Below are 23,012 nucleotides of genomic sequence, written 5' to 3' on the forward strand. Positions count from 1 at the left end.
CCTACTACGGGCTCAGTCGAGCCGCACGTCCTGCAGCGGCGGCTCGCCGCGGCGCGCGAGCTCCATGTCGATCCGCAGCCCCGTCACGGGGCAGACGTACTCGCGCAGGACCATGCGATCGGCCATCGCCACGTCGACGGGGTCGGACACCTCGAACTCCGCCGCGAACGCCCGCGCGGGCCCCTCGATGACGCGCGCGCGCGCCTTCCAGTTCTCGCCGGCGGCCCCGAGGTCGGCGCCGTTGCACCACCAGCGGCCGTCGACGACGTGCAGGAGGTCGCCGACGCGCATCGCCGCGGCCGGCGCGGCCACCTCGTCCCGGGGCTCCTCGCCGCCGAGGCGCCGGCGGCGCACCGCCGTCCGCGCGCGCTCGGTCGCCGCGACGTCGACCGCGGCACCGTCGTCCTCGAGCACGACGCCGTAGACCCGCCCGGCGTCCTGCGCGGTCACGAGCCCGGCGCGGTGGTCGTCGAGCACGGCCTGCGGATCGCGCCGGATCGGGTCGCCCCATCCCGCGGCCGTCGGCGACACCCACTCCACGACGTCCCCGGAGGCCATGAGGAACGCGGGCGGCTTGCTGTCGAGCGGGTGCGTGTCGCCCTCCAGGTCGGCCAGCCGCGTGCCGACCTCCGAGCCGGCCATGCGGTCGAAGACGTCGGTCTTCAGCTTGACGGTCGTGGCGGCGCGGCTGCCGGGGTTGGCCCCGACGAGCCCCATCCCCTTGGCGAAGGACTCGTTCATGGAGATCGCCATCTGATAGACGGCCTCGCGCCAAGGCGTCGTGGCCTCCACGAAGCCCAGGCCGCCGCGGCGGCGGCCCGCGCCGTCGGCGCCGCCGGGCAGCAGGCGGCGGTGCAGGATGAGCAGCGGGAACTGCGCCTCGACGTCCTCGACGTTGTTGCCGATGCCCTCCGGGATCCAGAAATGGCCGCCGGCGTCGACGCCGTCACGGGTGGGCATGCCGCCCAGCGCGCCCATCATCCCGTCGGTGTTGGGGAAGATGAACGGCGCGCCCGTCAGGTCGGCGCCGCCCTGGATCGTCCCGTAGAAGTGCGGCAGGCTCGGCCCCACGACGAGCGCGCGGGCCGCCTCGTCGCCGCAGCTGAGCATCTTGGCGACGACGGTGATCGCGATGTTCAGCGTCAGCTCGGTGGTGAGCATGCCCGACGGGCTCACGGCCGCCGGGTGGTCGGCGCAGTTCAGCAGGCCCGGCTCGGGGCGGAACTCGACCCGGCGGTAGACGCCGCCGTAGGCGCCCGACAGGTCGGCCGTCATGCTCTGGGTGATCGCCGCGAGCACCGCGCCGGAGAGGGCGGCGTAGGTGATGTTGATCGACCCCGTCTGCGGATCGGTGCCCCGGTTGTCGACGATGAGCCGGTCGCCGCGCTTGTGGAGGTTGAGCTGGTAGGCGTACACCTCGTGATCGCCGGGCACCGCGCCCTCGGCGAACCCGCGGTGGCTCCAGGTCCCGTCGGGGACGCTGCTCAGCCGCTGCACGAAGAGCGCCTCGGCGGCGTCCATCGTGTCGCGCATGACCGTCTTGAGCACGCCGGCGCCGTAGCGGTCCACCAGGGCCAGGATCCGCGCGCGCGTCGTCTCGCTGCCGGCCACCGCGGCACGCAGGTCCATGTGCAGCGCGGAGGGCAGCCGGCTCTGGCGGGCGAACGCGCCGATGACGTCGTCGCGCAGCCGCCCGCTCTCGGCGATCTTGATGGGCGGCCAGCTCGCGGGCTCCGACCACGTGTCGGCGGCGTCGATGCAGAACGAGCCCGGGGTGGAGCCGCCGACGTCGGAGTAGTGCAGGGTGTTGGCCACCCAGCAGAACAGCCCGCCGTCGACGAACACCGGCGTCAGCAGCGCGGTATCGGGCTGGTGGGGCGCTCCGACCCAGGGGTCGTTGCTGAGGAACATGTCGCCGTCGGCGATGCCGACGGCCTCCGCCCGGTGCTCGAGCGTCCACTTGATCGCCAGCGCGTGGCTGTTGGAGAAGTACTGGAGGTTGGGGCCCAGGAACACGAGGTCGCCGACCTCGGTGAGGATCGACGTCTGGTAGTCCCGGGTGAGCATGGTGACCGGCGAGACGCAGAGCCGCTGGATGAGCGCCGAGTGGTCCAGGTTGGCGTTCATCAACGCGTAGCGGACGACCTCGCGGGTGACGGGGTCGACGTCGTCGGCGGCCGCATCGCACGTCGGGACCGCCGCCGGCACGCGCAGGTCGCCGGCGGGGATGTAGGCGTGGGCGACCCCGTCCCAGAACCCGGGCTCGCGGACGGCGGGCAGCGCGGCATCGGCGGTCGTCATCGGTGGGCTCCCGGGTCGTGGTCGGCGATGGTCAGGACGAAGCTGCCCAGCGCGTCGCGCGTGACGCGCTGCCCGCGGGCGACGGCGACCGCGGTGTGGGGCAGCTCGATGACGGCGGGCCCGTGAATCGCCTCACCGGCCGGCAGCGCCGCGCCGGCGACGATCGCGGTCGCCACCCGGCGCCCCTCCGCGGGCCAGTAGACGTCGCGCGTCCGGGATGCCGGCGCGGCCTCGGGCGCCGCGGGCCCGGCCGCGGGCGACGGGGTGAACCCGAGCGGGATCCGGGTCGTCAGGCGCACGGTGAACACCTCCGCCGCCTGGAACACGGCGCGCGCCCCGGCCCCGAACAGGCGCCCGTACTCCTCGTCGAAGCGCGCCATGACCTCCGCGCAGGCCGCGGCGTCGATCCGTTCGGGCAGCTCGATCGGCAGCTCCTGGACGAACTGCTCGGCGTAGCGCATGAGCGCGGTGCCGTGGTACTCGGCCGTGTCGGGGTCGTGGCCGGAGTCCTGCAGCGCCGCCCGCGCTCGTGCCGACACGTCGCCGAGCACCGCCGAGAGTGCGTCGGGGTCCAGCGGCGTGCGGATGCGGCACTCCTGCTCGAAGGTGCGGACGAGATCGCTGGCGGCGATGCCGTAGGCCGACAGCGTCGACGCGCCGTTGCCCAGCGGGACGACCACCTCGCCGACGCCGAGCTCCTCGGCGAACGCGAACGCATGCAGCGGGCCCGCGCCGCCGAACGCGTACACGACGAAGTCGCGCGGGTCCAGGCCCTGCTCGATCGTGCGCTGGCGGATGAGCGTCCCGGCCTGGAACGCGTTGACGCGCAGGATCCCGGCGGCCGCCTCGTCGACGGAGAGCCCGAGCTGCTCGGCCAGGCCCGCCACCGCCCGCTCGGCGGCGCCGCGGTCCAGGGTCATGCGGCCGCCGAGGAACGCGTCGGGGTCCAGGAGGCCCAGGACGATGTCGGCGTCGGTGACCGTGGGCTGCGCGCCGCGGCCGTAGCACGCGGGCCCCGGGTCCGACCCGGCCGACTCGGGCCCCACGCGCAGGCCGCCGCCGTGCGGGTCGACGGCGGCGATCGAGCCGCCGCCGCAGGCGATCGAGCGCACGTCCAGGCGCGGCATGTGGAAGGTGTACTGGTCGAGGATCTCCTGACCGGTCAGCAGCGGCCGGCCGTCGACGATGAGGCCGACCTCGAACGACGTGCCGCCCATGTCGGTGGCGATGACGTTGGGATGGCCGGAGGCCGTGGCGATCGCGGCGGCGCCGGCCAGCCCGCCCGCCGGGCCCGAGCCGATCGTGGTCACCGGCAGGCGGCGCGCGACGTCGACGGGCATCACGCCCCCGTTGCCCTGCATGATCATCGGCGCGCGGGGCAGGCCGCGTTCGCCCATCGCGTCGGCGAGCTCGTCGAGGTAGGCGCTGGACGCGGGCCCGACGTAGGCGTTGATGACCGTCGCCACCGTCCGCTCGTACTCGCCCTGGCGCGGCGCCGCCTCGCTGGAGAGCGTGACGAACACGCCGGGCGCCTCCTCGGCGACCAGCTCGGCCAGGCGCTGCTCGTGCACCGGGTGGCGGAACGCCCACAGCAGCGCGATCGCGATGGCCTCCACGCCGTCGTCGCCGGCGACGAGCGCCCGGATCGCCGCGCGCGCGGCCTCCTCGTCCAGCGGCGCCAGCACCGTGCCGTCGACGCTGAGCCGCTCGGGATCTCGGCGATCCGGCGGCGGGGGACCAGCGGCGTGGGGGTGTCGGTGCTGTGGACGCTGTAGACCTGGTCGATCGGCACGCCCGCGGTACGCCCGCTGCCGCGCATCATGAGCAGCGCGTCGCCGTGGCCCGCGGTGGCCAGCAGCCCGACGCGGGCGCCCTTGCGCTCGACGACCAGGTTCGTGCCGATCGTCGTGCCGTGGCTCATGCGCTGCGCGGCGGCCAGCAGCCCCGGCACGTCGCGGCCGACGGCCTCGGCCAGCAGCTCCAGGCCGGCGAGGACGCCCTGCACGGGGCTCGTCGCGTGCGTCGACGGCGCCTTGGCGTGCACGACCGTCCCGTCGTCGGCGATGGCCACGCAGTCGGTGAACGTCCCGCCGATGTCGACGCCCAGGACGTAGCTCACGGCGCCACCGGCGCCGGCGGGGCGGTGCGCGGTCGCGCGTCGAAGTCCTCGGGGTCGGGCTCGCGGGTCATCGACCAGTAGTCGACGAGGCGGAACGGCGTCAGCGCCGCGACCCGCCCGCGTGAGTTCTTGTACCAGTTGTCCATGCCCGGGTGGGCGAAGACCATCCGCTCGTGGGCGGCGTCGACCGCGGCGTTGTAGGCCTCGAAGGGTGCCTGGCGCGGCTCGATCGACCCGATCTGCTCCCGGGCCATCCACGCCAGGCACCGGACGATGTAGTTGACCTGGGCCTCGATGACGAACGCCGCGCTGCCGCCGTGGCCCAGCAGCGTGTTGGGCCCCAGCGTCATGAACAGGTTCGGGAAGCCGGGCATCGTGATGCCCAGGTGGGCGCGGGCGTCGTCGCCGTCCCACGCCTCGTCGATCGTGAGCCCGCCCGCGCCGGTGATCTCCATGGGCCACAGGAAGCGCGTGGCGTGGAAGCCCGTGGCCATCGCGACGACGTCGACCTCGTGGTGGCGTCCGTCGGCGTCGATGATGCCGGTCTCGTCCAGGCCCGCGACGGCCCGGTCGACGAGCGTGACGTCGTCGCGGCGGATCGTCCGGTACCAGTCGTTGTCGATGATCATCCGCTTGCCATAGGGCGGGTAGCTCGGCAGCGCCTTGGCGATGAGGTCGGGTCGCCCCTCGAGCTCGCGCTCGATGTAGCGCGTGAAGAACCGGCGGTGGCGGTCGTTGCTCGCGTTGACCGCGCGCTCCGGGTGCTCCCACTCCGGGTCGACCTGGATGTGGGGCAGCAGGCTGTCGCCGTAGCGCCAGAACAGCGTGAACCGGTACCAGGAGGCGTAGAGCGGGACGTTGCGCAGCAGCCAGCGCTTGCCCTCCCCGACCTCGGCGCGGTAGTACGGGTTGGGCGAGAGCCACTGCGGCGAGCGCTGGAAGATCGTCAGGTGCTCGGCGTCCTCGGCGACCGTGCGCGCCGCCTGCACGCAGCTCGCGCCCGTGCCCACCAGCGCGACGCGCCGGCCCCGCAGGTCCAGGCCCGCCGGCCAGCGCGAGGTGTGGAAGACGGGCCCGCCGAACCGCTCCAGGCCGTCGAAGGCCGGGATCTTCGGCTCGTGGAAGGCGCCGACGCCGGTGACCACCGCGTGGGACACGAGCGTCTCCGGGGTGCCGTCGGGGCGCATGACCTCCGTGTGCCAGCGCTGGGTCGCGTCGTCGTAGCGGCAGGCCGTGACCGTCGTCCCGAAGCGGACCCGCTCGCGGACGCCGTGCGCGTCGGCGACCCCGCGCACGTAGTCGAGGATCTCGGGCTGCTTGGAGAAGTAGTGGCGCCAGTCGTGCTCGCGCGCGAAGCTGAACGAGTACCAGTGGTTGGGTGTGTCGACGCCGGCCTCGGGATAGGTGTTCTCCAGCCAGCAGCCGCCGACGTCGTCGTTGCGCTCGACGATCGTGTGCGGGATGCCGGCCTCGGCGAGCGCGATGGAGGTCGCGATCCCCGAGAAGCCCGCGCCGATGACCAGGACGGAGAACGTGCCCGGCTGCACGTGCACGGGCTCGGGCCGCGGTCGCGCGCGGAAGCCCATGTCCTCCAGGAGCATCGGGACGTACTCCTGCGGGACGTCGTCGGCGACGCACACGCGCAGCATCTCGGCGAACTGCTCCTCGGAGACGTCGGGCAGCGCGTCGTGCGGCCGGGCCGCCGCGAGGACCTCCAGGGCGGCGGCGCGGACCTCGTCCTGGCGCTCGGGCGCCAGCCCGCCCGAGGGGTCGGGGATGATCCGCATGTCGCGCTCGGGCAGGTAGGGCGCCTGCATCCAGCGGCGGTCGCCGGTGAGGTGCACGAGCACCATGAGCAACACGGGGATGTCGGCCTCGTCCAGCACGGCGCGCAGGCCCTCCCGCGACGGACGCCCGTCATCGCCCGGGCCGCCGGTGTCGTAGAGGGCCTCGATCGCGGCGGCGTACTTCTCGGCGATCGGCCTGCGCTTGAGCTTCATCGTCGGCGTCAGCTCGTCGCCGCCGGGCAGCCACTCGTCGCGCAGCAGCGTCCAGCGGCGCACGTGCTCGGCCCGAGAGAGCCGTGCGTTGGCGGCGTCGACCTCGCGCTGGACGGCCGCCTCCAGCTCGGCCTCGTCGCCGGGGACGGTCGCCTCGGGATCGAGCACGAGCAGCGCGGAGACGTAGGGCCGCGCGTCGCCGATCACGCACGCCTGGCCGATGAGCGGCCCGGCGGTCTTCAGCGCGTTCTCGATCGCCGACGGCGCCATGTTCTTGCCCGCCGCGTTGATGATGATCTCCTTCTTGCGGTCGACGATCGTCAGGTACCCGTCCTCGTCGAACGTGCCGATGTCGCCCGTGTGCAGCCACCCCTCGTCGTCGAGCGCCTCGGCGGTGCGCACCGGGTCGTCGCGGTAGCCGCGCATGACCTGCGGCGCGCGCGCCAGCACCTCGCCGTCGGGCGCCAGCCGCAGCTCCGAGCCGGGCAGCGCCGGCCCCACCGTGCCGGTCCGCTGCGCGCCGACGGGGTTGACGGTCAGCAGGCCGCTGGACTCCGTCAGGCCCCAGACCTCGCACAGCGGCAGCCCCAGCGCCAGGAACCAGTCGAGCGTCTCGGCGGCCACCGGCGCGGCGCCGGAGTACATCCAGCGGACCTGGTCCAGGCCGAGGCGCTCGAGGACCGCGCGGCGCGCCGTCGCGGGCATCCCGGCCGGATCGGTGACGCCCTGGGCCTGCAGCGCCGAGCGCAGCTTCTCCCACACCCGCGGCACCGACCCCCAGATCGTGGGTCGCACCTCGGGCAGGGTCGCCACGACCTGCGCCCCGTCGCGCACGCAGGTCACCTCGGCGCCGAGCAGCATCGGCCACCAGTGGCCCATGATGCGGTCGGCCGTGTGCGCGGCGGGCAGGTAGGAGGTCGTGCGGCCCCCTCGGGCACGCGGCTGACCTCGGTCAGGGCGCGCAGCAGCGCCAGCACGCCGCCGTGGGTCAGCTCGGCCCCCTTGGACGCGCCCGTCGTGCCCGACGTCCAGACGATCGTCGCCAGGTCGCCCGGACCCACGGCCCGCCAGGAGGCCTCGAAGTCGAAGCCCGCGGGCGCGCCGGGCAGCGCGTCGTCCAGCGCCTCCACGTCGATGAGGTGGTCCAGCACGCCCGGTCCCACACCCCGGCGCACACGCTCGGCGAAGTCGGTCTCGGCGACGGCGACGCGGCTCCCGGCGCGCTGCACGACGTCGCCGATCTGCTCCGGCGCGGCGGTGGTGTAGATCGACCACGGGACGGCGCCGAGGTGCATGATCGCGGCGTCGAGCACGTTGAACTCGGGGCGGTTGCGCAGCAGGAGCGCCACCGTGTCGCCGGGGCCGACGCCCAGCGCGGCCAGCCCGCCGGCGACGCGCTGCACCCGCGCGCCGTACTGTGCCCACGTGTGCTCCCCGCCGCCTCCGGCGCAGCGCAGCGCCGGCCGGTCCGGGTGCCGCGCGACCGTCGCCTGGAAGAGCGCGCACAGCGAGCGCGGCGGCGGGTCGGTGCCGCGATCGTGCGTCTCCTCGGCCTTGCGCTGCATCTCCACGACCCCTCCTCGCCGGTGCGATCGACGAGCCGGACCTGAGGCCGTGTCGATCAAACGATCGACACGGACCGTAGTGGCGCTCCGCGGGAGCTGTCAAGCGCGGCGGCCGGTGTCGATCGGGCGATCGACACCGGCGCCGCGCTCCGTAGACTCCGCGGTGTGGCCCGGAAGCGATCGCTGGACGACGGACCCGCGGTGCGCACGCAGATCCTGGACACCGCGGCGCGCCTGTTCTACGAGCGCGGCTTCAGCGCCACGTCGATCCGCCAGATCGCCGACGCGGTCGGCGTCTCCTCCTCGACGCTGTACCACCACTTCCCCGGCAAGCAGGGCGTGCTGGACGCCGTGCTCACCCGCTTCGCCAACGACTTCGTCGCCACGATGCTGCCCGCGGTGCGCGACCCCGAGGCGTCGCCGACCGAGCGCGTCCGCAACGCGGTCCACGCGCACATCGCGATCAGCGCGGCGCGCCACGCCGAGCTGCTGCTGGGCCATCCGATCGACCACGCGCTCAGCCCGGCCCAGAAGGAGCGCTGGCTGCGCGGCAAGCGCGACTACCACGACGCCATGCGCGCCACGGTGGCCGAGGGCGTCGCCTCGGGAGAGTTCCGGGTGGCCGACGTGACGATCGCGACGCTGGCGATGATGGACATGCTCAACGGCGTGCGCGACTGGTACCGCCCCGACGGCCGGCTGAGCCTCGAGGAGGTCAGCGCCGTCTACGTGGAGCTGGCGCTGGCGGTCGTCGGCGTGCCGCGCGCCGAGGTCGTCGCGGCGCCGGGTCCAGGGGCAGGCCGGCGCTGACGCGGGTGCCCTGCCCGAGCCGCGGCGATGCCGGCGAGGCCGCGAGGGAGGCGGCTGGGACGCGGACCGGCAGGGGCGCGGACCGCCGCGGCGAACCCGCAGTCCGTGAGGGTCACTCACCGAACGGCCGTGGTCGCCGCGTGCCTGCTCGCCGCCGTCGGCGCGGTCTGCGTCGCCCTGGCGGCGGGAGGACGCGACGGTCCGGAGGCCGCCCGCGCCGAGCTGCCCATCGGCCGGCCGCTGACGATCGCGTGGGGCGGCGACACGACGCTGGGCTCGTCGCACGGGCTGCCGCCCCAGCACGGCTGGGCGGTGCTGGCCCCGGTGGCGCGCGTGCTGCGCGCCGCCGACCTGACGGCCGTCAACCACGAGGGGACGCTCGCGACCGGCGGGTCCTCCAAATGCCCGGGGGGCGACACGGACACGTGCTTCGCCTTCCGCGCCCCGCCGGCCAACGCTGCGGCGCTGCGGCGCGCCGGCGTCGACGTGGTCAACCTGGCCAACAACCACGCCTTCGACTTCGGCGCGCTGGGCCTGGGCCAGACCGTCTCGGCGCTGCGTCGTCACGGGGTCACCCCGACGGGTCGCCCGGGGGAGATCGCCTACCGGACGATCGCCGGGGCGCGCGTCGCGTTCCTGGGCTTCGCGCCCTACCCGTGGGCGTCGCCCATCGCCGACCCGGCCGCGATCGCCGCCTACGTGCGCGACGCCCGCCGGCACGCCAACGTCGTCGTCGTCTTCGTGCACGCGGGGGCCGAGGGCGCCGGCCAGGAGCACACCCCGGCCGGCCCGGAGACCTACCTCGGCGAGGAGCGCGGCGACGTCCGCGCGTTCGCCCACGCCGCCGTCGACGCGGGCGCCGACCTGGTCCTGGGCTCGGGGCCGCACGTGCTGCGCGGCATGGAGCTCTACCGCCGCCGGCTCATCGCCTACTCGCTGGGCAACCTCGCCGGCTTCCACACCTTCGCCACGGGCGGCACCCTGTCGCTCTCGGGGATCCTGCGCGTCACGGTCACGGCCGACGGCGCGTTCCTGGCCGGCTCCTTCACGTCGCTGACGCTCGACGGGTCCGACATCCCGCACGTCGACCGGGCGGGCCAGGCTGCCGCGCTGGTCTCCGACCTGGCGCGCGCGGACTTCGGCGCCGCGGGCCTGGTGGTCGGCGCCGACGGCGGCGTGCGGCTCACGGGGTCCGACCCGCCGCCGTAGGCATCGACCCGGCTGGGGACCGGCTGGTAGCGTCGGGGTGTCGATCCGACCGACCCGAGGAAGGGCAGCCGCATGAGCCTCATCACCGTCCTGCGCCCCGACAAGCCCGAGGCCGAGCGCGCCGCCGCGGCCGCGCAGCCCGCGGGGCGGGTGCCCGTCCGCCCGGGGGCCACGCTCCTGCTGATCGACAACGGCAAGTCGCACGCCAAGATCGTGTTGTTGATGGTGGCCGAGGAGCTCCGCGGGCGCCTGCCGGAGATCGAGCACGTCGAGGTGTTCAGCAAGACGTCGGCGGCGGTGACGGTGACCGACGACGAGGCGCGCCGGCTCGCCGAGCAGGCGACGCTCGTCGTCACCGGCCTGGGCGACTGCGGCGCGTGCTCGTCGTGCAGCGTCCTGGACGCCATCACGTTCGAGCGGCTCGGCGTGCCGGCCACGGCGGTGATCACCGAGCCGTTCGCGGGCCTCGTCGCCGAGTTCGCGATCACCGCGGGCATGCCCGGCCACCACCACGTGACGCTCCCGCACCCGGTCGCCACGCGGCAGGACGCCGAAGTCCGGGCGCTCGTGGCCGGCGTCGCCGGCGCGATCGTGCAGCAGCTGACCGGCGCGGCGAGCGGTGCCGAGGCCGCGCCCCGCGAGCTCTCGGCGGCATGAGCGACACCGGCCAGGTGGCCTCCGCGCTGGACGAGTTCCGCCGGACGCTGCGGCTCGACGACGCCGACCTGGAGGTCGTCGGCGTCGACGGCGGCACGGTGTCGCTGCGGCTGGTGCTCGGCCCCGAGGCCTGCGAGGAGTGCGTGCTGCCGAAGGACATGCTCGAGACGGTGCTGCTGCAGCGGCTGCGCCGCGAGGACGACGCGGTCAGCGCGGTCGTCGTCGACGATCCCCGCGTCGCATGAGCGAGACCCTGCAGCTCGAGGAGTCCGCGGTCCAGGAGGAGTACTTCGAGCGCGGGTGGACCGACGGCCTGCCGATCGTCCCGCCGACGCCCGAGCGGGTGCAGGCGTTCCTGGCGGCCGCCCGGCTCGATCCCGACGAGGTGCTGGGCGCGGTCGCGGCCCGCAGCCGGAGCATCTCCGCCCAGGAGACCGCGATCAACGCCGTGATGGCCGGGTGCCGGCCGGAGTACTTCCCGATCGTGGTCGCCGGCGTCCGGGCGCTGGCCGACCCGGCCTACAACGCCAACGGCGCGCTGACAAGCACGGGCGGGACGGCGATCTGCACGATCGTCAGCGGCCCGCTGGCCGCGCAGGTCGGCATGAACTCCGCGCACAACGTGCTCGGCCAGGGCAACCGCGCCAACGCCACGATCGGCCGCGCGCTGCGGCTCGTGGCCCAGAACGTGCTCGGCGCCAAGCCCGGCGCGCTGGACGGCGCGTCGATCGGCAACCCGGGCAAGTACTCGCTGTGCTTCGCGGAGGCCGAGCCGATCTCGCCGTGGGGGCCGCTGCGCGTCGAGCTGGGCTTCGCGCCGCAGGACACCACGGTCACGATCCTCGCCACTGAGGGCCCGCGCCAGATCGCCAACGTGCTGACGGGCGACCCGGAGGCCGTGCTGCGCATCGCGGCCTCCTCGCTGCGCGCCGCGCACACCTACATCGCGGGCAAGGGCGGCCAGGCCGTCGTCCTGCTGGGGCCCGAGCACGCCGGCGCGGTCCGCGACGCGGGGTGGACGCGCGCGCAGGCCCGCGAGTACCTCGTGCAGCAGACGCGCGTCACCGCGGAGGAGCTGGCGGCCGGGGGCCAGCCGCTGGAGTCCACCGGCGCGCACACGATGGTCGCCGAGGCCGACGGGCGCTACTCAACGTTCCGTGACCCGGACGACATCCTGCTCGTGTGCGCGGGCGGGGCGGGGGCGGGCTGGTCGGCGGTCATCCCGGCCTGGGCGCCGAAGAACAACTCGCTGTCGGTGACCAGGCGCGTCGAGGTGTAGCGGCTCAGGCCAGCGCGACCGTCTCGCCGTCGTCCGGGACCAGGACGTTGCGCACCCCGGCGCGCGCGAGCTCTGAGCGCAGCACCTCACGCGTGTCGAGGCAGTGGTTGATGGCGTCGGTGTGGACGGCCACGACCGGGACCGACGGGTGCGCGCCGGCGACCGCGGCGACGTCGGCGGCGGTCATCGTGATGGGGTCGCCTTCGGTGAAGCGCGCGCCGCCGGCGTTGAGGACGATCGTGGTCGGGTCGTAGGCGCGCAGCGCATCCTCGAACTCGGGACAGCGGACGGTGTCGCCGGCCACGTACACGCGCGCGGTGCCGTCGTCCAGGACCACGCCGCTGACCGGGGCGAGCAGGTCCGCCAGCTCGCCGGTGCCGTGCCGGCCGCCGGTGCGCCGCAGCCCGACGCCGCCGCTGCGCGCGCCGGCGATCGGGCGCACGTCGGGCAGGCCGCGGCCGCGCAGCGTGCCGAGGTCCTCGTCCTGCCCGAACACGGGGACGCCGGCCTCGCGCAGGTACGCCGTGGCGGCGTCGTCGAGATGGTCGGCGTGCAGGTGCGTGACCACGGCGGCGGTGACCGGCGCGAGCGTCGCGCGCCACCCTGCGGGCAGGCCGACGAGCGGGTTGCGGCGCGGCGCCGGCGAGTTGGCGATCGGCTCGCGCGCTCCGGCGTCGTCGAGCATCGGGTCGACGAGGATCCGCTGGTCGCCCATGGCGATCACCACGGTCGCGTGGCGCAGCAGCGTGAGGGTGGGGGCCGGCATCGGGCTCAGCCCTCGGCTCGCAGCCACGGCGGCGGCGGCGCGATCCCGGGCAGGTCGATCGTCGGGTAGTACAGGTCGGCGCCGAGCGCCTCGCGCGCCCGGTAGTACTCCGGCGCGGTGTTCAGCGCGCCGATGAGGTCGGGGTCGAGCACCATGCCCTGGCGGCGGTAGGTCCAGTGGCCGGGGTGCAGATCGGCCGCGGCGCGGTAGTAACCCTTGGCCGCCTCGACGTCCCCGGCGCCGAACAGGTACCACCCGATCCGCGCATGGGCCGCGGCACGCGACTCGGCCTCGCCGGGGCGCCGCCGGCGCCGGCACACCTCCTCGGGGGCGAGCGCGAACGGGCTGTCGGCGCCGCGGGCGGCCCAGTCGCGCACGGCGTCGACGTAGACCGTGTGGTTGGCCACGAGGCGGTCGACGTCCTCGTCGGGGATCGCCCACGTCTCGAGGTCGCGGCGGCGCATGTAGTCGCTGTGGCCGGCGGGCTCGGCCGGGCGGACGATCGTGCCCTCCTCGTCGATCCAGACCGCGGTGGGGACGTTGACGATCCCGTACAGCGGCCCGAGCACGTGGGCCTCGTCGATGAGGCACGGGTAGGTCGGCGCGGCCTTGGCGTTCCACAGGTCCTCGCTCCAGCCCGTCATGCGCCGCAGGATCTCGTCGCGGCCGGCGAGCTCGTCAGGGGTCGGGCGCACCGACGCGCGCACGGCCGCGGCGCCGCCGGCGTCCATGGCCACGGCGACGATCTGCAGCCCGAGGGGGCGCAGCTCCTCGTGCAGGACCCGCCACACGGGCAGGTCGAGGCTGCAGCCGCAGTAGGAGCCCCAGGCCAGCAGGAGCACCTTGGTGCCGCGATGGTCCGACAGCGCGTGGAGGGTGCCGTGCAGGTCGGGCAGCGTGAAGTCCGGGGCCTGCGCGGACGGTGGCCCGGCGGCGTCGTCCCGCGCGGGGGCGCCGAAGGCCCAGATCGCGTGCTGCTCGTCGCAGGCCACGGGCCGACCGAGGCGCGCGGCGAACGCCGTGAGGTCGACCCGCCCCGCGGCGTCGCGCCACGAGCCGTCGGCCGGCAGCGGGACGCAGGCCTGGCCGTGGCACAGGCCCTCGGGCTCGAGCGACCACCCGGTGGCCGCGGCGAGGTCGCCGGGCGCCAGCCACAGCCGGTCGCCGTCGGCCACGGCGGCGGCCTGCACCGGGTCCGCGAGCTCGTACAGGACGGTGACGCGCGACGTGCCCATGGCGGCCCGAGCCTACCCCCTGGCTCACCGCCGGCCCGCGTGGCGGCGCCGCTCGAGGCCGTCGAGGATGAGGTCGAGGCCCCACGCGAACTCGACGGCGGGGTCGTAGCCGGTCTCCGGCAGCCGGGTGACGATCTCGGCGAGATGGGGATAGACGTCCAGGAGCGCGGCGTTGGCCTGCGCCCGGCGCCGTGCGGCCTCGCCGGCCGACTGGGGCGTCTCGAACCCGAGCGTCTTCTCCTGCAGGGCGAAGCCGTAGGTGTAGGCGTCCAGGACCGAGTAGGCGTGGATCGCAGCCTCGAACGGGAACCCCGCCTCCCGCAGGCAGCCCATGACCGCGTTGTGGTTGTGCAGGTTCGCGGGCCCGGGGGACCGGGTCTCCATGATCCCGATGGCCCAGCCGTGGCGCCCGAGCGCGTCGCGCGCCGAGAGCGCCCGCCGGCGTATCTCCGCGCTCCAGTCGCCGCCGATCTCCGGGGCGGCGATCTCGGCGAAGACCAGGTCCACCATGCCGTCCAGGAGCTCGTCCTTGCTGGCGACGTGCTTGTACAGCGCCATCGGCACGACGCCCAGCTCCTGGGCCAGCCGACGCATGCTGAACGCCTCGAGCCCGTCCTGGTCGGCGCGCGCGACGGCGGCCTCGAGCACGCGGGACCGGCTCAAGGGGATGCGGGAGGATGGCGTGCGTCTCGTCATGGCCCTTGACAGGTGTACGCCGTACACCCTACAGTCTCGACGACAGGTGTACACCGTACACCGCAAGCGAAAGGGACCCCATGGGTTCGTCGGCGTATCCGCTGCAGATCGAAGGCCGGCTCGAAGACGACCTCAGCCGATGGCGGTGGCTCGTCAAGTGGTTGTTGGCGATCCCCCACTTCATCGTGCTGGCCTTCCTCTGGCTCGCGTTCGTCGTCGCGACGGTCGTGGCGTTCTTCGCGATCCTGGTCACCGGCCGCCACCCGCGGGGGCTGTTCACCTTCAAGGTCGGCGTGCTGCGCTGGTCCTGGCGCGTGTGCTTCTACACCTACAACGCGCTCGCCACCGACCGCTACCCGCCCTTCACGCTCGCCGACGTCCCGGACTACCCGGCCCGCCTCGACGTCGCCTACCCGCAGCACCTCTCACGCGGCCTGGTCCTCGTGAAGTGGTGGCTGCTCGCCCTGCCGCAGTACCTCATCGTCGGCGTGTTCGCCGGCGGCACGGTCGCTGGCCTCAACGCGGCCGGCGACCAGGGCGGATGGACCTCCGGCGGCGGCCTGATCGGCCTGCTCGTGCTCATCTCCGCCGTCGTCCTGCTGTTCACGGGCCGCTACCCGCGCAGCCTCTTCGACTTCATCATGGGGATGAACCGCTGGGTGTACCGGGTCATCGCCTACGCCGCGCTGATGACCGACGCCTACCCGCCGCTGCGCCTGGACATGGGCGGCCCGGAGGGCGAGGCCGGCGCGACCGGGAGCGACGGCATCGCCCCGACGCCGGCGGTGGGGGTCTGAGGGGGCGGCCCGCTACGGCCTCGCCTCGAGGATGATGTTGAACGGCGTCTCCGCCGCGCGCCGCACCCGGCTGAAGCCGCCCTGGTTGAGGACCTCGGTCAGACGTCGCTCGCCGGCCTGGGCGCCGAGCGCCAGGCCCACCTCCTGGCTGAGCGAGGCCGGCGTGCAGAGCATCGTCGAGCCCGCATAGAAGACCCGGCCGACCGGGTTGAGGTTCTCCTCGACGCTGTCGCCGGCGTAGGGCTCGACGACCATCCAGACGCCGTCGTCGGCGAGCTGGGAGCGCACGTGGCGGGCGGCGCCGACGGGGTCGCCCATGTCGTGCAGCGCGTCGAAGACGCAGATCAGGTCGTACGGGCCGCCGGCGAACGCCTTGGCGTCGGCGACCTCGAACGTGACCCGGTCGCTCACCCCGGCGCGCTCGGCGGCGGCACGCGCGGCGGCGATCGAGTCCTCGTGATAGTCGGAGCCGGCGAAGGTCGACGCCGGGAAGGCGTGGGCCATCAGGATCGTCGAGGCGCCGTGGCCGCAGCCGATGTCGGCCACCCGCGCGCCGTCGGTCAGCCGCTCGGTGACCCCGTCCAGCGCCGGCAGCCAGGCCGTGGTCAGGCTGGCGAGGTAGCCGGGACGGAAGAAGCGCTCCGTGCCCTCGAAGAGGTCGTGGTCATGCTCGTGCCAGCCCATGCCCTCACCCGAGCGGAACCGCTCCGTGATCTGCGGCTCGTCCTTGATCATCGCCGAGAGCAGCTGGAAGGCGCCCGGGATGAAGGCCGGGCTGTCGTCGGCCGCGAGCGCCATCGCCTGCTCGGCCGGCAGCCGGAACGTCCCGGCGGTGGGCTCGTACTCCACGTAGCGGCTCGCCGCCTGCTGACACAGCCACTCGCGCAGGTAGCGCTCGCGGCATCCGGTCCGCTGCGCCAGGTCGGCCGGCGTGACCGGCTCGCCGTCGGCCATCGCCTTGTAGAGGCCGAGCTTGTCCCCGATGACGACCAGCGGCGCCGTCGCGCAGGCACCGAGGTCGCCGACGAAGCGCTCCATGAAGGCCTCCAGCTTGGCTTCGTCGATCGCGGGCGTGGTGGACATCTGGGTCCCTCCCTCAGGTTGGTGTGTGACGCTGTGCGTTGGTCAGCGCCGAGGTCGGTTCCGTTACTCGGGGCTGCCGGCCCGCTGCACCCGGCCCGTCAGGGCGGCCACGCGGTCGAGCTCGGCGCAGGCCTCGAGTCCGTCGAGGGCCGAGCGCGCACGCCCCAGCTCCCGCTCGGCGTCCTCGGGGCGACCGCCGTCCAGGGCGAGCTCGGCCAGGGCGATGTGGCCGCGGGCCATCTCATACGGCGCGCCCATGCGGCTCCACAGGTCGACGGCGTCCTCGAGGTCCCGCCTCGCGGTCGTCGCGTCGCCCCGCGCGCGGCAGAGCAGGCCGCGCACGAAGCGCAGCGACGCCCGCAGCTGCGCGGTTCCCGCGGCATCGGCCAGCTCGGCCAGCTCGGCCACCCCGGCCTCGGCGGCCTGCACGTCCCCGAGGGCGAGGTCGGTGCGGATCGCCAGGTCGAGCCCGGGCGCGCGGCCCAGGAGCTCACCCGGCGGCACGGCGCGCAGGTGGCGGGCCACCAGGTCCCGGGCGCCGGCCGGATCGCCGCGATCCAACGTGATCTCCGACAGGCACAGCTGCGCACCGGGATGCCAGGCGATCCGCTCGCACAGCTCGGCGGCCTCCTCGAGCCGGCCCTGGCGCCGGCGCAGCTCGGCGAGGCGCAGGATGCCCTCGAAGACCAGCGCGGGCGCGCCCCGCTCGAACGCTTGCGAGGCCGCGTCGAGCTCGGCCTCGGCGTCGCTCCACCGGCCGCGCCGGATCAGCACGGACGCGTAGTGCGAGCGGCAGAAGCCGAACAGCTGGGGGACGCTCCACTGCTCGCAGAAGCCGCGCACGGTGTCACACCACTGGGCGGCACGGTCCACGTCGTGGACCCGTTCGCAGGCGTAGATCATGTGGCAGCAGACGGCCCCGGCGAAGTGCAGGCCGGAGAGCTCGCCGCCCACCGCGGCGGCCGTCGCCTGGTCGAGCTCGCGCATGCCCTCGCCGATCTCACCGGCCGCCACCCGGGCCAGGCCGGTGAGCGAGAGCGCGAGCATCTCCAGATCCATGAGGCCCGTGCGCCGGCCGACCTCGAGCGCCCGCGCGGCATGGCCGGCCGCGCGGGCGGCGTCGCCGTGGGCGACCAGCGCGACCTCGCCCTCCAGGAACGCCAGCCACCCCTGGTCCTCGCCGTCGTCCTCGTCGCCCAGCAGCCGGTGGGCGTGCCCGAACCACCCCTGCGCGACCGCGGCGTCGCCACGGAACACCACCGTGTCGTAGGCCAGCCACGCGGCGGCGCGGGCCGCGGACCGCACGTCGCCGCGCCGGCGGTACGCGCGGAAGGCGCGCGCCCGCGCGTCCAGGCTCGCGTCACCGTCGCCCAGGAACCGGGTCGCCTGCGCCCAGCCTTCCAGGGCCTCGGCCGGCTCACCGCCCTCGAGCGCGCGGCCGAAGGCGGTCTTGGCGTCGTTCCATGCGCCGCGACCGAGCGCCTCCAGGCCCGCCGCGACATGGTGTTGGGTGTCCGGGCCGGCAGAGGGGGAGGTCGCCGGCGCGACCGGCGGCGGCCTCAGCGACGGGTCCTGGTTGAGGATCAGACCCTGCAGCTCGCGCAGCTCGGCCGACGGCTCCAGGCCGAGGTCGTCGTTGAGCCGACGGCGAAGCTGCTGGGAGACGGCGAGGGCGTCGGCATGCCGGCCGGATCGGTACAGCGCGAGCATGGACTGGCGATGCAGGCGCTCACGCAGCGGGAACCGGGCGGTCTCGGCCGCCAGCTCGCCGATCAGCTCGCCGTGGCGCCCGGCCATGAGGTCGGCCTCGACGCGGTCCTCGAAGCAGGCCACGCGGAGCTCGTCCAGGCGCGGGCGCTCGGCGTCGGCGAACGGCTCGAGGAACTCGGCCAGCGCCTCGCCGCGCCAGAGCCCGAGCGCCTCGCGGAGCTGATCGCCGGCGACCTCCGGCTCACCGGCGGCCAGCGCCGCGTGGCCCGCGCGACGCAGACGCTCCACGCGACCGATGTCGACGGACTCGGGCGCGACCTGGACGAGGTAGCCCGGCGGGCGCGTCACGAGCACGCCGGCCGGCAGCACCTTGCGCAGGTGCGAGACGAAGATCTGCACCATCTTGGTGGCGGAGTCGGGAGCGGCGTCGCCCCACAGGTCGTCGACGAGGCGGTCGACCGCGACCGTGCGATCGGGCGACAGCAGCAGGCGGGCGAGCAGCGCCCGCTGCTTGCGGCCGCCGAGCACGAGCGGCGTGTCGCCGTCGAGCACGTCCATCGGGCCGAGCAGGCGGAAGTCCATGCGACCAACGCGACGCTACCAGCCGCCCGCCGGCCCGATGACGTCCTGCCGCTAGCCCGACGCTGGCTCGCCGGCGGGCTCGCCGTGCGGCAGGCCGACGCGCGGGACCAGGCGGTCCAGCCAGGCCGGCATCCACCACGCCCACGCCTCGAGCAGGCGCAGCATGACCGGCTGCAGGAGCAGGCGGATCAGCGTCGCGTCCAGCAGGACGGCGACCGCGAGGATGACCCCCATCTCCCTCGGCGCGATCGGGCCCGAGAGCGCGAACGTCAGGAAGACCACGACCATCACCCCGGCGGCGGCGTTGATCACGCGGCCGGTCCCCGCGAGCCCCTCGACGAGCGCGTGGCGGCTGTCGTGCGTGCGGTCGTGCGCCGCCCTGACGGTGGCGAGCAGGAACACGGTGTAGTCCATCGCCAGCGCGAAGATCAGCGCGAAGAAGAAGATCGGCGCCCACGCGTCGACGAAGCCCTGGGCGTGCCATCCGAGGACCGGGTCGAGCACCCCGTCCTGGAAGACGAGGCGGGCGACACCGAACGCGGCAGCCGTCGCCAGCACGCTCATCGCCACCGCCGCCGCGGCGGCCAGCGGCGCCCGCAGGAGGGCGAGCAGCAGCAGGAAGCCGAGCCCGAGGGCCACGCCGATCACGATGGGCAGGTGCGCCCCGAGCGCGTGCTCGAGGTCCCGGCTCTCGGCGGCGGGCCCGCCGACCAGCGCGCCGGCGGGCAGCTCGCGGCGCAGGCGGTCGATCGTCGTGCCGGCGCCGCCCGCGTTCTTCGGGATCGCCGTGAGCAGCACCCGGCCGCGCGAGCGCTCGGCGGGCGCGACGGTGGCGATGATGTCCCGGTCGCCCTGCAGGACCGAGCGTGCGGCGGCCGCGTCGCGGGGGCCGACGACGACCTGCAGCGCGCTCGCGGCGCCGTCGCCGAACGCCCGCTCCATCAGCCGCTGCCCCTGGCCCGAGGCGGCGTCGCCGGGCAGCCCGGCGGCGGTCGGCATGCCCGTCCGCAGGCCGAGGACCGGGGTGGCCAGCAGCAGGAGGATCGCCACGGCCGCGATCCCGTAGGGCAGGGGTCGCGCCCACAGACGCCGGCCCCACGCCGCGAAGCGCTCGCTGCGGTGGTCGACCCCGCCGCGCAGGCGCACGCGGCCGCCGTTGATGCCGTGCCCCAGGCGCGACAGCGCCGCCGGCAGCAGCGTCAGCGTGGCGGCCAGCACCATGAGCACCGCCAGCCCGATGCCGATCGGCACCGTGCGGAAGGCCGGGACGGGAACGACGGTGAGGGCCAGCAGCGCCGCCAGGACCGTGAGGCCGCTGACGAGCACGGCCTTGCCCGCGGTGGCCATCGTGACGACGGTCGCCTCGCGCGGCGCGAGCCCCGCGGCGAGGGCGGCGCGGAAGCGCACGACGATGAACAGCGCGTAGTCGATCCCGAGCGCGATCGCGAACATCATCGCGAAGTTCATGGCCCAGATCGAGATGTCGGTGACGTGGCCGAGGGCGAACAGCAGCCCGCCGGCGCCGAGCAGGCCCGTCATGGTCAGCAGCAGCGGCAGGCCGGCGGCGACGAGCGTGCCGAAGGCGACCAGCAGCAGTGCGAGCGTCAGCGGCCAGGACAGCATCTCGGACCGCAGCATCGCCGCCTTGTTGTCGGCGTTGAAGTCCGACCACATCGCGGCGGGTCCCGTGAGGCGGACGGTCACGCCGGGCGTCGACAGGGCCGACAGGCGGGCCTTCAACCGGCCGGCGGCGGCCACCATCCCGTCCGGCGGCGCACCGGCCGACCCGACCACGACGGCGGTGCCGTCGTCCCGGGACGTCGTCACGCCCGCTCGCGGGCCGAGCACGCCCGACACCGCGGGGTCGGTGTGCAGGACGGCCGCCACGCGCGCGAGGGTGCGCCGCATGGCGGGGCCGCCGAGGCCGCCGCGTGGACCGGCGACGACGACCGTCAGCGCGTAGCTGTCGCGCCCGGGGAAGGACGACTCGAGCGTGTGGCGGGCCGCGACCGACTGGGAGCCCTCTGCCTCCCAGCCGGCCCCGGAGAGGGCGTGGTCGGCGAACGGCGCGAACGCGCCGAGCGCCACCGCGATCGCGCACCAGACGATGGCGATCGGCCGGCGGTGATCGGCGGCCCAGCCGCCCAGCCGTCCCAGCCACGTCGGGGCGGCGGTGGCGGTCTCGTCATGGCGTGCAACTGCTGCGTGGCGCATCGGTGGCTCCTCGGGTCGGATGGACCCCGAGTGCACCGCGGCCGGGTTGCGCGCCGGCAGGCGGCCGGTAAAGCGCCGTGGCCGGCCCGTCACGGGCGCTCGGCGGTCCGGGCGCGGCGGCCGGTCAGGGCCGGGAGGGACACCACCGGCCGCGCGTGGACGAGCACCGCGGCGAGGAACATCGCCGCCAGCGCCATCCCCAGGCCGGGGAAGCCGGCGACGGCGATCGCCGCGCCCCCCGCCAGTGCGCCGAGCATGTAGCCGAACTGGTTGGCGGCGGCCCGCAGCGACATCACGGCGACCCTGTCCTCCGGCGCGGCGTCCATCCCCAGGGCGCTGGCCACCATGGAGCGCCAGCCGTTGACGAAGGCCATGACCGCGAGCACGCTCAGCGTCGCTCCCGAAGCAGGCCGGACCACGCCGAGCGCGAGCACGCCGGCGGCCTGCAGCGCCGTCAGGACCATCAGCAGGCCGGGCGTGGCGCGGGCGGCATGGCGGCGCGCCGCGAACGTCCCGGGCACCATCGCCGCGGCGGACATCCCGAGGCCCAGCGCGGCGGTGCCCGGCGACGCGCCGTAGCTGGCGACGAGCAGCGCGCCCGCGTAGGTGAGCACGCTGGCCCAGGCGGCGTTGGCGAGGAGCTCGCCGGCGATGAAGCGCCACACCTCGGGTCCCAGCCAGGAGGACATCGCGACGCCGGTCCGCCGCGCGGGAGGATCGGCCGGGCGCATCCGCAGCAGGGCCAGCGCCGCGAGGGCGGCGACCATCGGCAGCGCGAGCCACGCCGCACGCCAGCTGATCGCGGCCACGGCGCCGACGAGCGGCATGCCCGCGATCCAGGCGGCCGGCATCCCGGCGATCGCCCACGCGAGCACGTGCGGGCGCCGGCCGGGCGCCGGCCAGTCGCCCGCGGCGGCGATCCCCGCCGAGACGAGCAGTCCGACGCCGATCCCGAGGACGCCCTGGGCCGCGGCGAGGACCGCCAGGGTGGGGGCGCCGGCGCTGGCGGCGGAGCCCAGCGCGACGAGCAGCGCCCCGATGCTGAGCAGATCGCGCAGCCCGGGCCGGCGCGGGGAGACGGCCAGCAGGAGGGCGGTCACGCCGCCGCAGGCGCCGGAGACCGAGCGCAGCTGGCCGGCGGCGGCCGTCGTCGTCCCGAACTCGTGGGCGACGGCGGCGAGGATCGGCGACAGGACGAGGAGCCCGGCCTGCGACGTGAACAGGCACAGGAACAGGACCGGGCTCGGGCGGGTGGCCAGACGGTGCAGGGAAGGCATGGCGCCCAGGGGACGACACGGCGTCCAACCGCGGGTAGGTCCTCGGTAGGTGCCGGCCCGGCGCGGGCGCTCGCGCTGCGGCGCCCTGGGCTGCCGGGCGTTTACCGGTCGTCGACCGGCCGCCCGGACAGTCACCGCCATGACCACCACCAACACCACCACCATCCGCAACGGCATCGACACCGCGCAGGTCTACGGCACGCTCGACGCCCTGCGCACCCAGCCCGAGCTCGCCCGCTTCGAGTTCCGCGCCACCAACCGCTGGATCGGTGGCACCCACAGCCGCTCCACGATCCAGGGCCTGTGGGGAGCCGGCCAGGAGGACACCTCTCGGGACGCGCCGTTCGAGGTCGACGCCAGCGAGCCCCCGGTGCTGTTCGGCGACAACGAGGCGCCCAACCCGGCCGAGTTCGTGCTCCACGCGCTCGCCGGCTGCCTGACGCTGACGATCGTCAACGTCGCCGCCGCACGCTCGGTCACGCTGACCGAGGTCAGCTCGACCCTGGAGGGCGTCCTGGACGCCCGCGGCGCCACCGGGGTCGACGAGACCCGTCGCAACGGCTTCGAGGCCGTCCGCGTCAGCCTCTCGATCAAGGGCGACGCCTCGCCGGCCAAGCTCCGTGAGATCGTCGAGCGGGCCAAGGCCCGTTCCGTCGTCTACGACATCATCGCCAACCCGGTGGCGATCGAGCTGCAGGCCGAGGTCGGGTAG

18 protein-coding genes and 1 pseudogene are annotated in these 23,012 nt (G+C 74.9%); 7 read left to right on the forward strand and 12 right to left on the reverse strand.

All coding sequences use genetic code 11. From position 1 onward, the window contains the following. Nucleotides 1-12 precede the first annotated feature (12 nt). The 5 genes and pseudogenes from FSW04_RS06425 to FSW04_RS27785 form a co-directional block, all read right to left on the reverse strand. Nucleotides 13-2,301 (reverse strand): hydantoinase B/oxoprolinase family protein, encoded by a 2,289-nt coding sequence (locus FSW04_RS06425; RefSeq protein ID WP_146917510.1) that lies wholly within the window; start codon nucleotides 2,299-2,301, stop codon nucleotides 13-15. Further along, nucleotides 2,298-3,917 carry a hydantoinase/oxoprolinase family protein gene (locus FSW04_RS06430; protein WP_407652981.1) on the reverse strand — a complete coding sequence of 540 codons (1,620 nt, stop codon included), beginning with the start codon at nucleotides 3,915-3,917 and terminating at the stop codon, nucleotides 2,298-2,300. Before FSW04_RS06430 ends, FSW04_RS06425 begins: the two co-directional genes overlap by 4 nt. Further along, nucleotides 3,894-4,420 (reverse strand): annotated as a pseudogene (locus FSW04_RS28330) (hydantoinase/oxoprolinase N-terminal domain-containing protein); the annotation flags it as partial. The pseudogene FSW04_RS28330 and the gene FSW04_RS06430, both read right to left, overlap by 24 nt. Continuing rightward, a complete protein-coding gene (locus tag FSW04_RS27780; protein ID WP_267128290.1) occupies nucleotides 4,417-7,299 on the reverse strand; it encodes an AMP-binding protein in 2,883 nt (960 codons plus the stop codon). The pseudogene FSW04_RS28330 and the gene FSW04_RS27780, both read right to left, overlap by 4 nt. Beyond that, entirely contained in the window at nucleotides 7,260-7,985 is a 726-nt protein-coding gene (locus FSW04_RS27785; protein WP_267128320.1) for an AMP-binding protein, read from the reverse strand. The genes FSW04_RS27780 and FSW04_RS27785 overlap by 40 nt, the downstream gene beginning before the upstream one ends. A 165-nt stretch (nucleotides 7,986-8,150) precedes the next feature. Between FSW04_RS27785 and FSW04_RS06445 the strand changes: the two genes are divergently transcribed. The 5 genes from FSW04_RS06445 (at nucleotide 8,151) to FSW04_RS06460 (ending at nucleotide 11,940) form a co-directional block, all read left to right on the forward strand. Next, nucleotides 8,151-8,795 carry a TetR/AcrR family transcriptional regulator gene (locus FSW04_RS06445; protein WP_187369300.1) on the forward strand — a complete coding sequence of 215 codons (645 nt, stop codon included), beginning with the start codon at nucleotides 8,151-8,153 and terminating at the stop codon, nucleotides 8,793-8,795. Between the two features lie 129 nt (nucleotides 8,796-8,924). Next, nucleotides 8,925-10,004 carry a CapA family protein gene (locus FSW04_RS06450; protein ID WP_187369301.1) on the forward strand — a complete coding sequence of 360 codons (1,080 nt, stop codon included), beginning with the start codon at nucleotides 8,925-8,927 and terminating at the stop codon, nucleotides 10,002-10,004. A gap of 72 nt (nucleotides 10,005-10,076) precedes the next feature. Continuing rightward, nucleotides 10,077-10,661 carry a UGSC family (seleno)protein gene (locus tag FSW04_RS25730; protein ID WP_187369302.1) on the forward strand — a complete coding sequence of 195 codons (585 nt, stop codon included), beginning with the start codon at nucleotides 10,077-10,079 and terminating at the stop codon, nucleotides 10,659-10,661. Further along, nucleotides 10,658-10,906 carry a NifU family protein gene (locus tag FSW04_RS06455; RefSeq protein ID WP_146923534.1) on the forward strand — a complete coding sequence of 83 codons (249 nt, stop codon included), beginning with the start codon at nucleotides 10,658-10,660 and terminating at the stop codon, nucleotides 10,904-10,906. The genes FSW04_RS25730 and FSW04_RS06455 overlap by 4 nt, the downstream gene beginning before the upstream one ends. Next, a complete protein-coding gene (locus FSW04_RS06460) occupies nucleotides 10,903-11,940 on the forward strand; it encodes a hypothetical protein (RefSeq protein ID WP_146917520.1) in 1,038 nt (345 codons plus the stop codon). Before FSW04_RS06455 ends, FSW04_RS06460 begins: the two co-directional genes overlap by 4 nt. 4 nt (nucleotides 11,941-11,944) lie before the next feature. On the opposite strand, the gene FSW04_RS06465 is transcribed toward FSW04_RS06460, so the two are convergent. The 3 genes from FSW04_RS06465 to FSW04_RS06475 are packed head-to-tail and all read right to left on the reverse strand — an operon-like array spanning nucleotide 11,945 to nucleotide 14,637. Beyond that, a complete protein-coding gene (locus tag FSW04_RS06465; RefSeq protein WP_146917522.1) occupies nucleotides 11,945-12,706 on the reverse strand; it encodes an MBL fold metallo-hydrolase in 762 nt (253 codons plus the stop codon). 5 nt (nucleotides 12,707-12,711) lie between these two features. Then, nucleotides 12,712-13,941, reverse strand: coding sequence for a TlpA disulfide reductase family protein (locus FSW04_RS06470; RefSeq protein WP_146917525.1), 1,230 nt, complete (start codon nucleotides 13,939-13,941; stop codon nucleotides 12,712-12,714). A gap of 24 nt (nucleotides 13,942-13,965) precedes the next feature. Then, nucleotides 13,966-14,637, reverse strand: a complete 672-nt coding sequence (locus FSW04_RS06475; protein ID WP_187369303.1) for a TetR/AcrR family transcriptional regulator — start codon at nucleotides 14,635-14,637, stop codon at nucleotides 13,966-13,968. An 80-nt stretch (nucleotides 14,638-14,717) separates the two neighbouring features. On the opposite strand from FSW04_RS06475, the gene FSW04_RS06480 reads away from it, so the two are divergent. Beyond that, complete coding sequence (locus FSW04_RS06480) at nucleotides 14,718-15,434, forward strand: DUF4389 domain-containing protein (protein ID WP_146917527.1); 717 nt, start codon at nucleotides 14,718-14,720, stop codon at nucleotides 15,432-15,434. 12 nt (nucleotides 15,435-15,446) lie between these two features. On the opposite strand, the gene FSW04_RS06485 is transcribed toward FSW04_RS06480, so the two are convergent. From FSW04_RS06485 to FSW04_RS06500, 4 genes are all read right to left on the reverse strand, one after another. After that, nucleotides 15,447-16,517: a class I SAM-dependent methyltransferase gene (locus FSW04_RS06485; RefSeq protein WP_146917529.1), complete on the reverse strand. Its 1,071-nt coding sequence runs from the start codon at nucleotides 16,515-16,517 to the stop codon at nucleotides 15,447-15,449. Nucleotides 16,518-16,580: 63 nt separating this feature from the next. After that, a complete protein-coding gene (locus FSW04_RS06490) occupies nucleotides 16,581-18,809 on the reverse strand; it encodes an AfsR/SARP family transcriptional regulator (protein WP_146917531.1) in 2,229 nt (742 codons plus the stop codon). A 51-nt stretch (nucleotides 18,810-18,860) separates the two neighbouring features. Further along, the gene (locus FSW04_RS06495) at nucleotides 18,861-21,023 is read right to left on the reverse strand and encodes an MMPL family transporter (RefSeq protein WP_146917533.1); all 2,163 of its coding nucleotides are present in this window, start codon (nucleotides 21,021-21,023) and stop codon (nucleotides 18,861-18,863) included. 89 nt (nucleotides 21,024-21,112) lie between these two features. Further along, a complete protein-coding gene (locus tag FSW04_RS06500) occupies nucleotides 21,113-22,300 on the reverse strand; it encodes an MFS transporter (protein ID WP_187369304.1) in 1,188 nt (395 codons plus the stop codon). 139 nt (nucleotides 22,301-22,439) lie between these two features. Between FSW04_RS06500 and FSW04_RS06505 the strand changes: the two genes are divergently transcribed. Continuing rightward, a complete protein-coding gene (locus FSW04_RS06505) occupies nucleotides 22,440-23,012 on the forward strand; it encodes an OsmC family protein (protein ID WP_146917537.1) in 573 nt (190 codons plus the stop codon).

The sequence above is a fragment of the Baekduia soli genome, from assembly GCF_007970665.1.
GTDB classification, from domain to species: Bacteria; Actinomycetota; Thermoleophilia; order Solirubrobacterales; family Solirubrobacteraceae; genus Baekduia; species Baekduia soli.

Bases quoted from the DNA above. Each gene is read 5' to 3' on its own strand.
- FSW04_RS06480 (WP_146917527.1), top strand. From the start codon at position 14,718: ATGGGTTCGTCGGCGTATCCGCTGCAGATCGAAGGCCGGCTCGAAGAC.
- FSW04_RS06425 (WP_146917510.1), bottom strand. From the start codon at position 2,301: ATGACGACCGCCGATGCCGCGCTGCCCGCCGTCCGCGAGCCCGGGTTC.
- FSW04_RS06465 (WP_146917522.1), bottom strand. From the start codon at position 12,706: ATGCCGGCCCCCACCCTCACGCTGCTGCGCCACGCGACCGTGGTGATC.
- FSW04_RS06460 (WP_146917520.1), top strand. From the start codon at position 10,903: ATGAGCGAGACCCTGCAGCTCGAGGAGTCCGCGGTCCAGGAGGAGTAC.
- FSW04_RS06490 (WP_146917531.1), bottom strand. From the start codon at position 18,809: ATGGACTTCCGCCTGCTCGGCCCGATGGACGTGCTCGACGGCGACACG.
- FSW04_RS06470 (WP_146917525.1), bottom strand. From the start codon at position 13,941: ATGGGCACGTCGCGCGTCACCGTCCTGTACGAGCTCGCGGACCCGGTG.
- FSW04_RS06475 (WP_187369303.1), bottom strand. From the start codon at position 14,637: ATGACGAGACGCACGCCATCCTCCCGCATCCCCTTGAGCCGGTCCCGC.
- FSW04_RS06505 (WP_146917537.1), top strand. From the start codon at position 22,440: ATGACCACCACCAACACCACCACCATCCGCAACGGCATCGACACCGCG.
- FSW04_RS06485 (WP_146917529.1), bottom strand. From the start codon at position 16,517: ATGTCCACCACGCCCGCGATCGACGAAGCCAAGCTGGAGGCCTTCATG.
- FSW04_RS06495 (WP_146917533.1), bottom strand. From the start codon at position 21,023: ATGCGCCACGCAGCAGTTGCACGCCATGACGAGACCGCCACCGCCGCC.
- FSW04_RS06455 (WP_146923534.1), top strand. From the start codon at position 10,658: ATGAGCGACACCGGCCAGGTGGCCTCCGCGCTGGACGAGTTCCGCCGG.
- FSW04_RS06500 (WP_187369304.1), bottom strand. From the start codon at position 22,300: ATGCCTTCCCTGCACCGTCTGGCCACCCGCCCGAGCCCGGTCCTGTTC.
- FSW04_RS27785 (WP_267128320.1), bottom strand. From the start codon at position 7,985: ATGCAGCGCAAGGCCGAGGAGACGCACGATCGCGGCACCGACCCGCCG.
- FSW04_RS25730 (WP_187369302.1), top strand. From the start codon at position 10,077: ATGAGCCTCATCACCGTCCTGCGCCCCGACAAGCCCGAGGCCGAGCGC.
- FSW04_RS27780 (WP_267128290.1), bottom strand. From the start codon at position 7,299: ATGGGCCACTGGTGGCCGATGCTGCTCGGCGCCGAGGTGACCTGCGTG.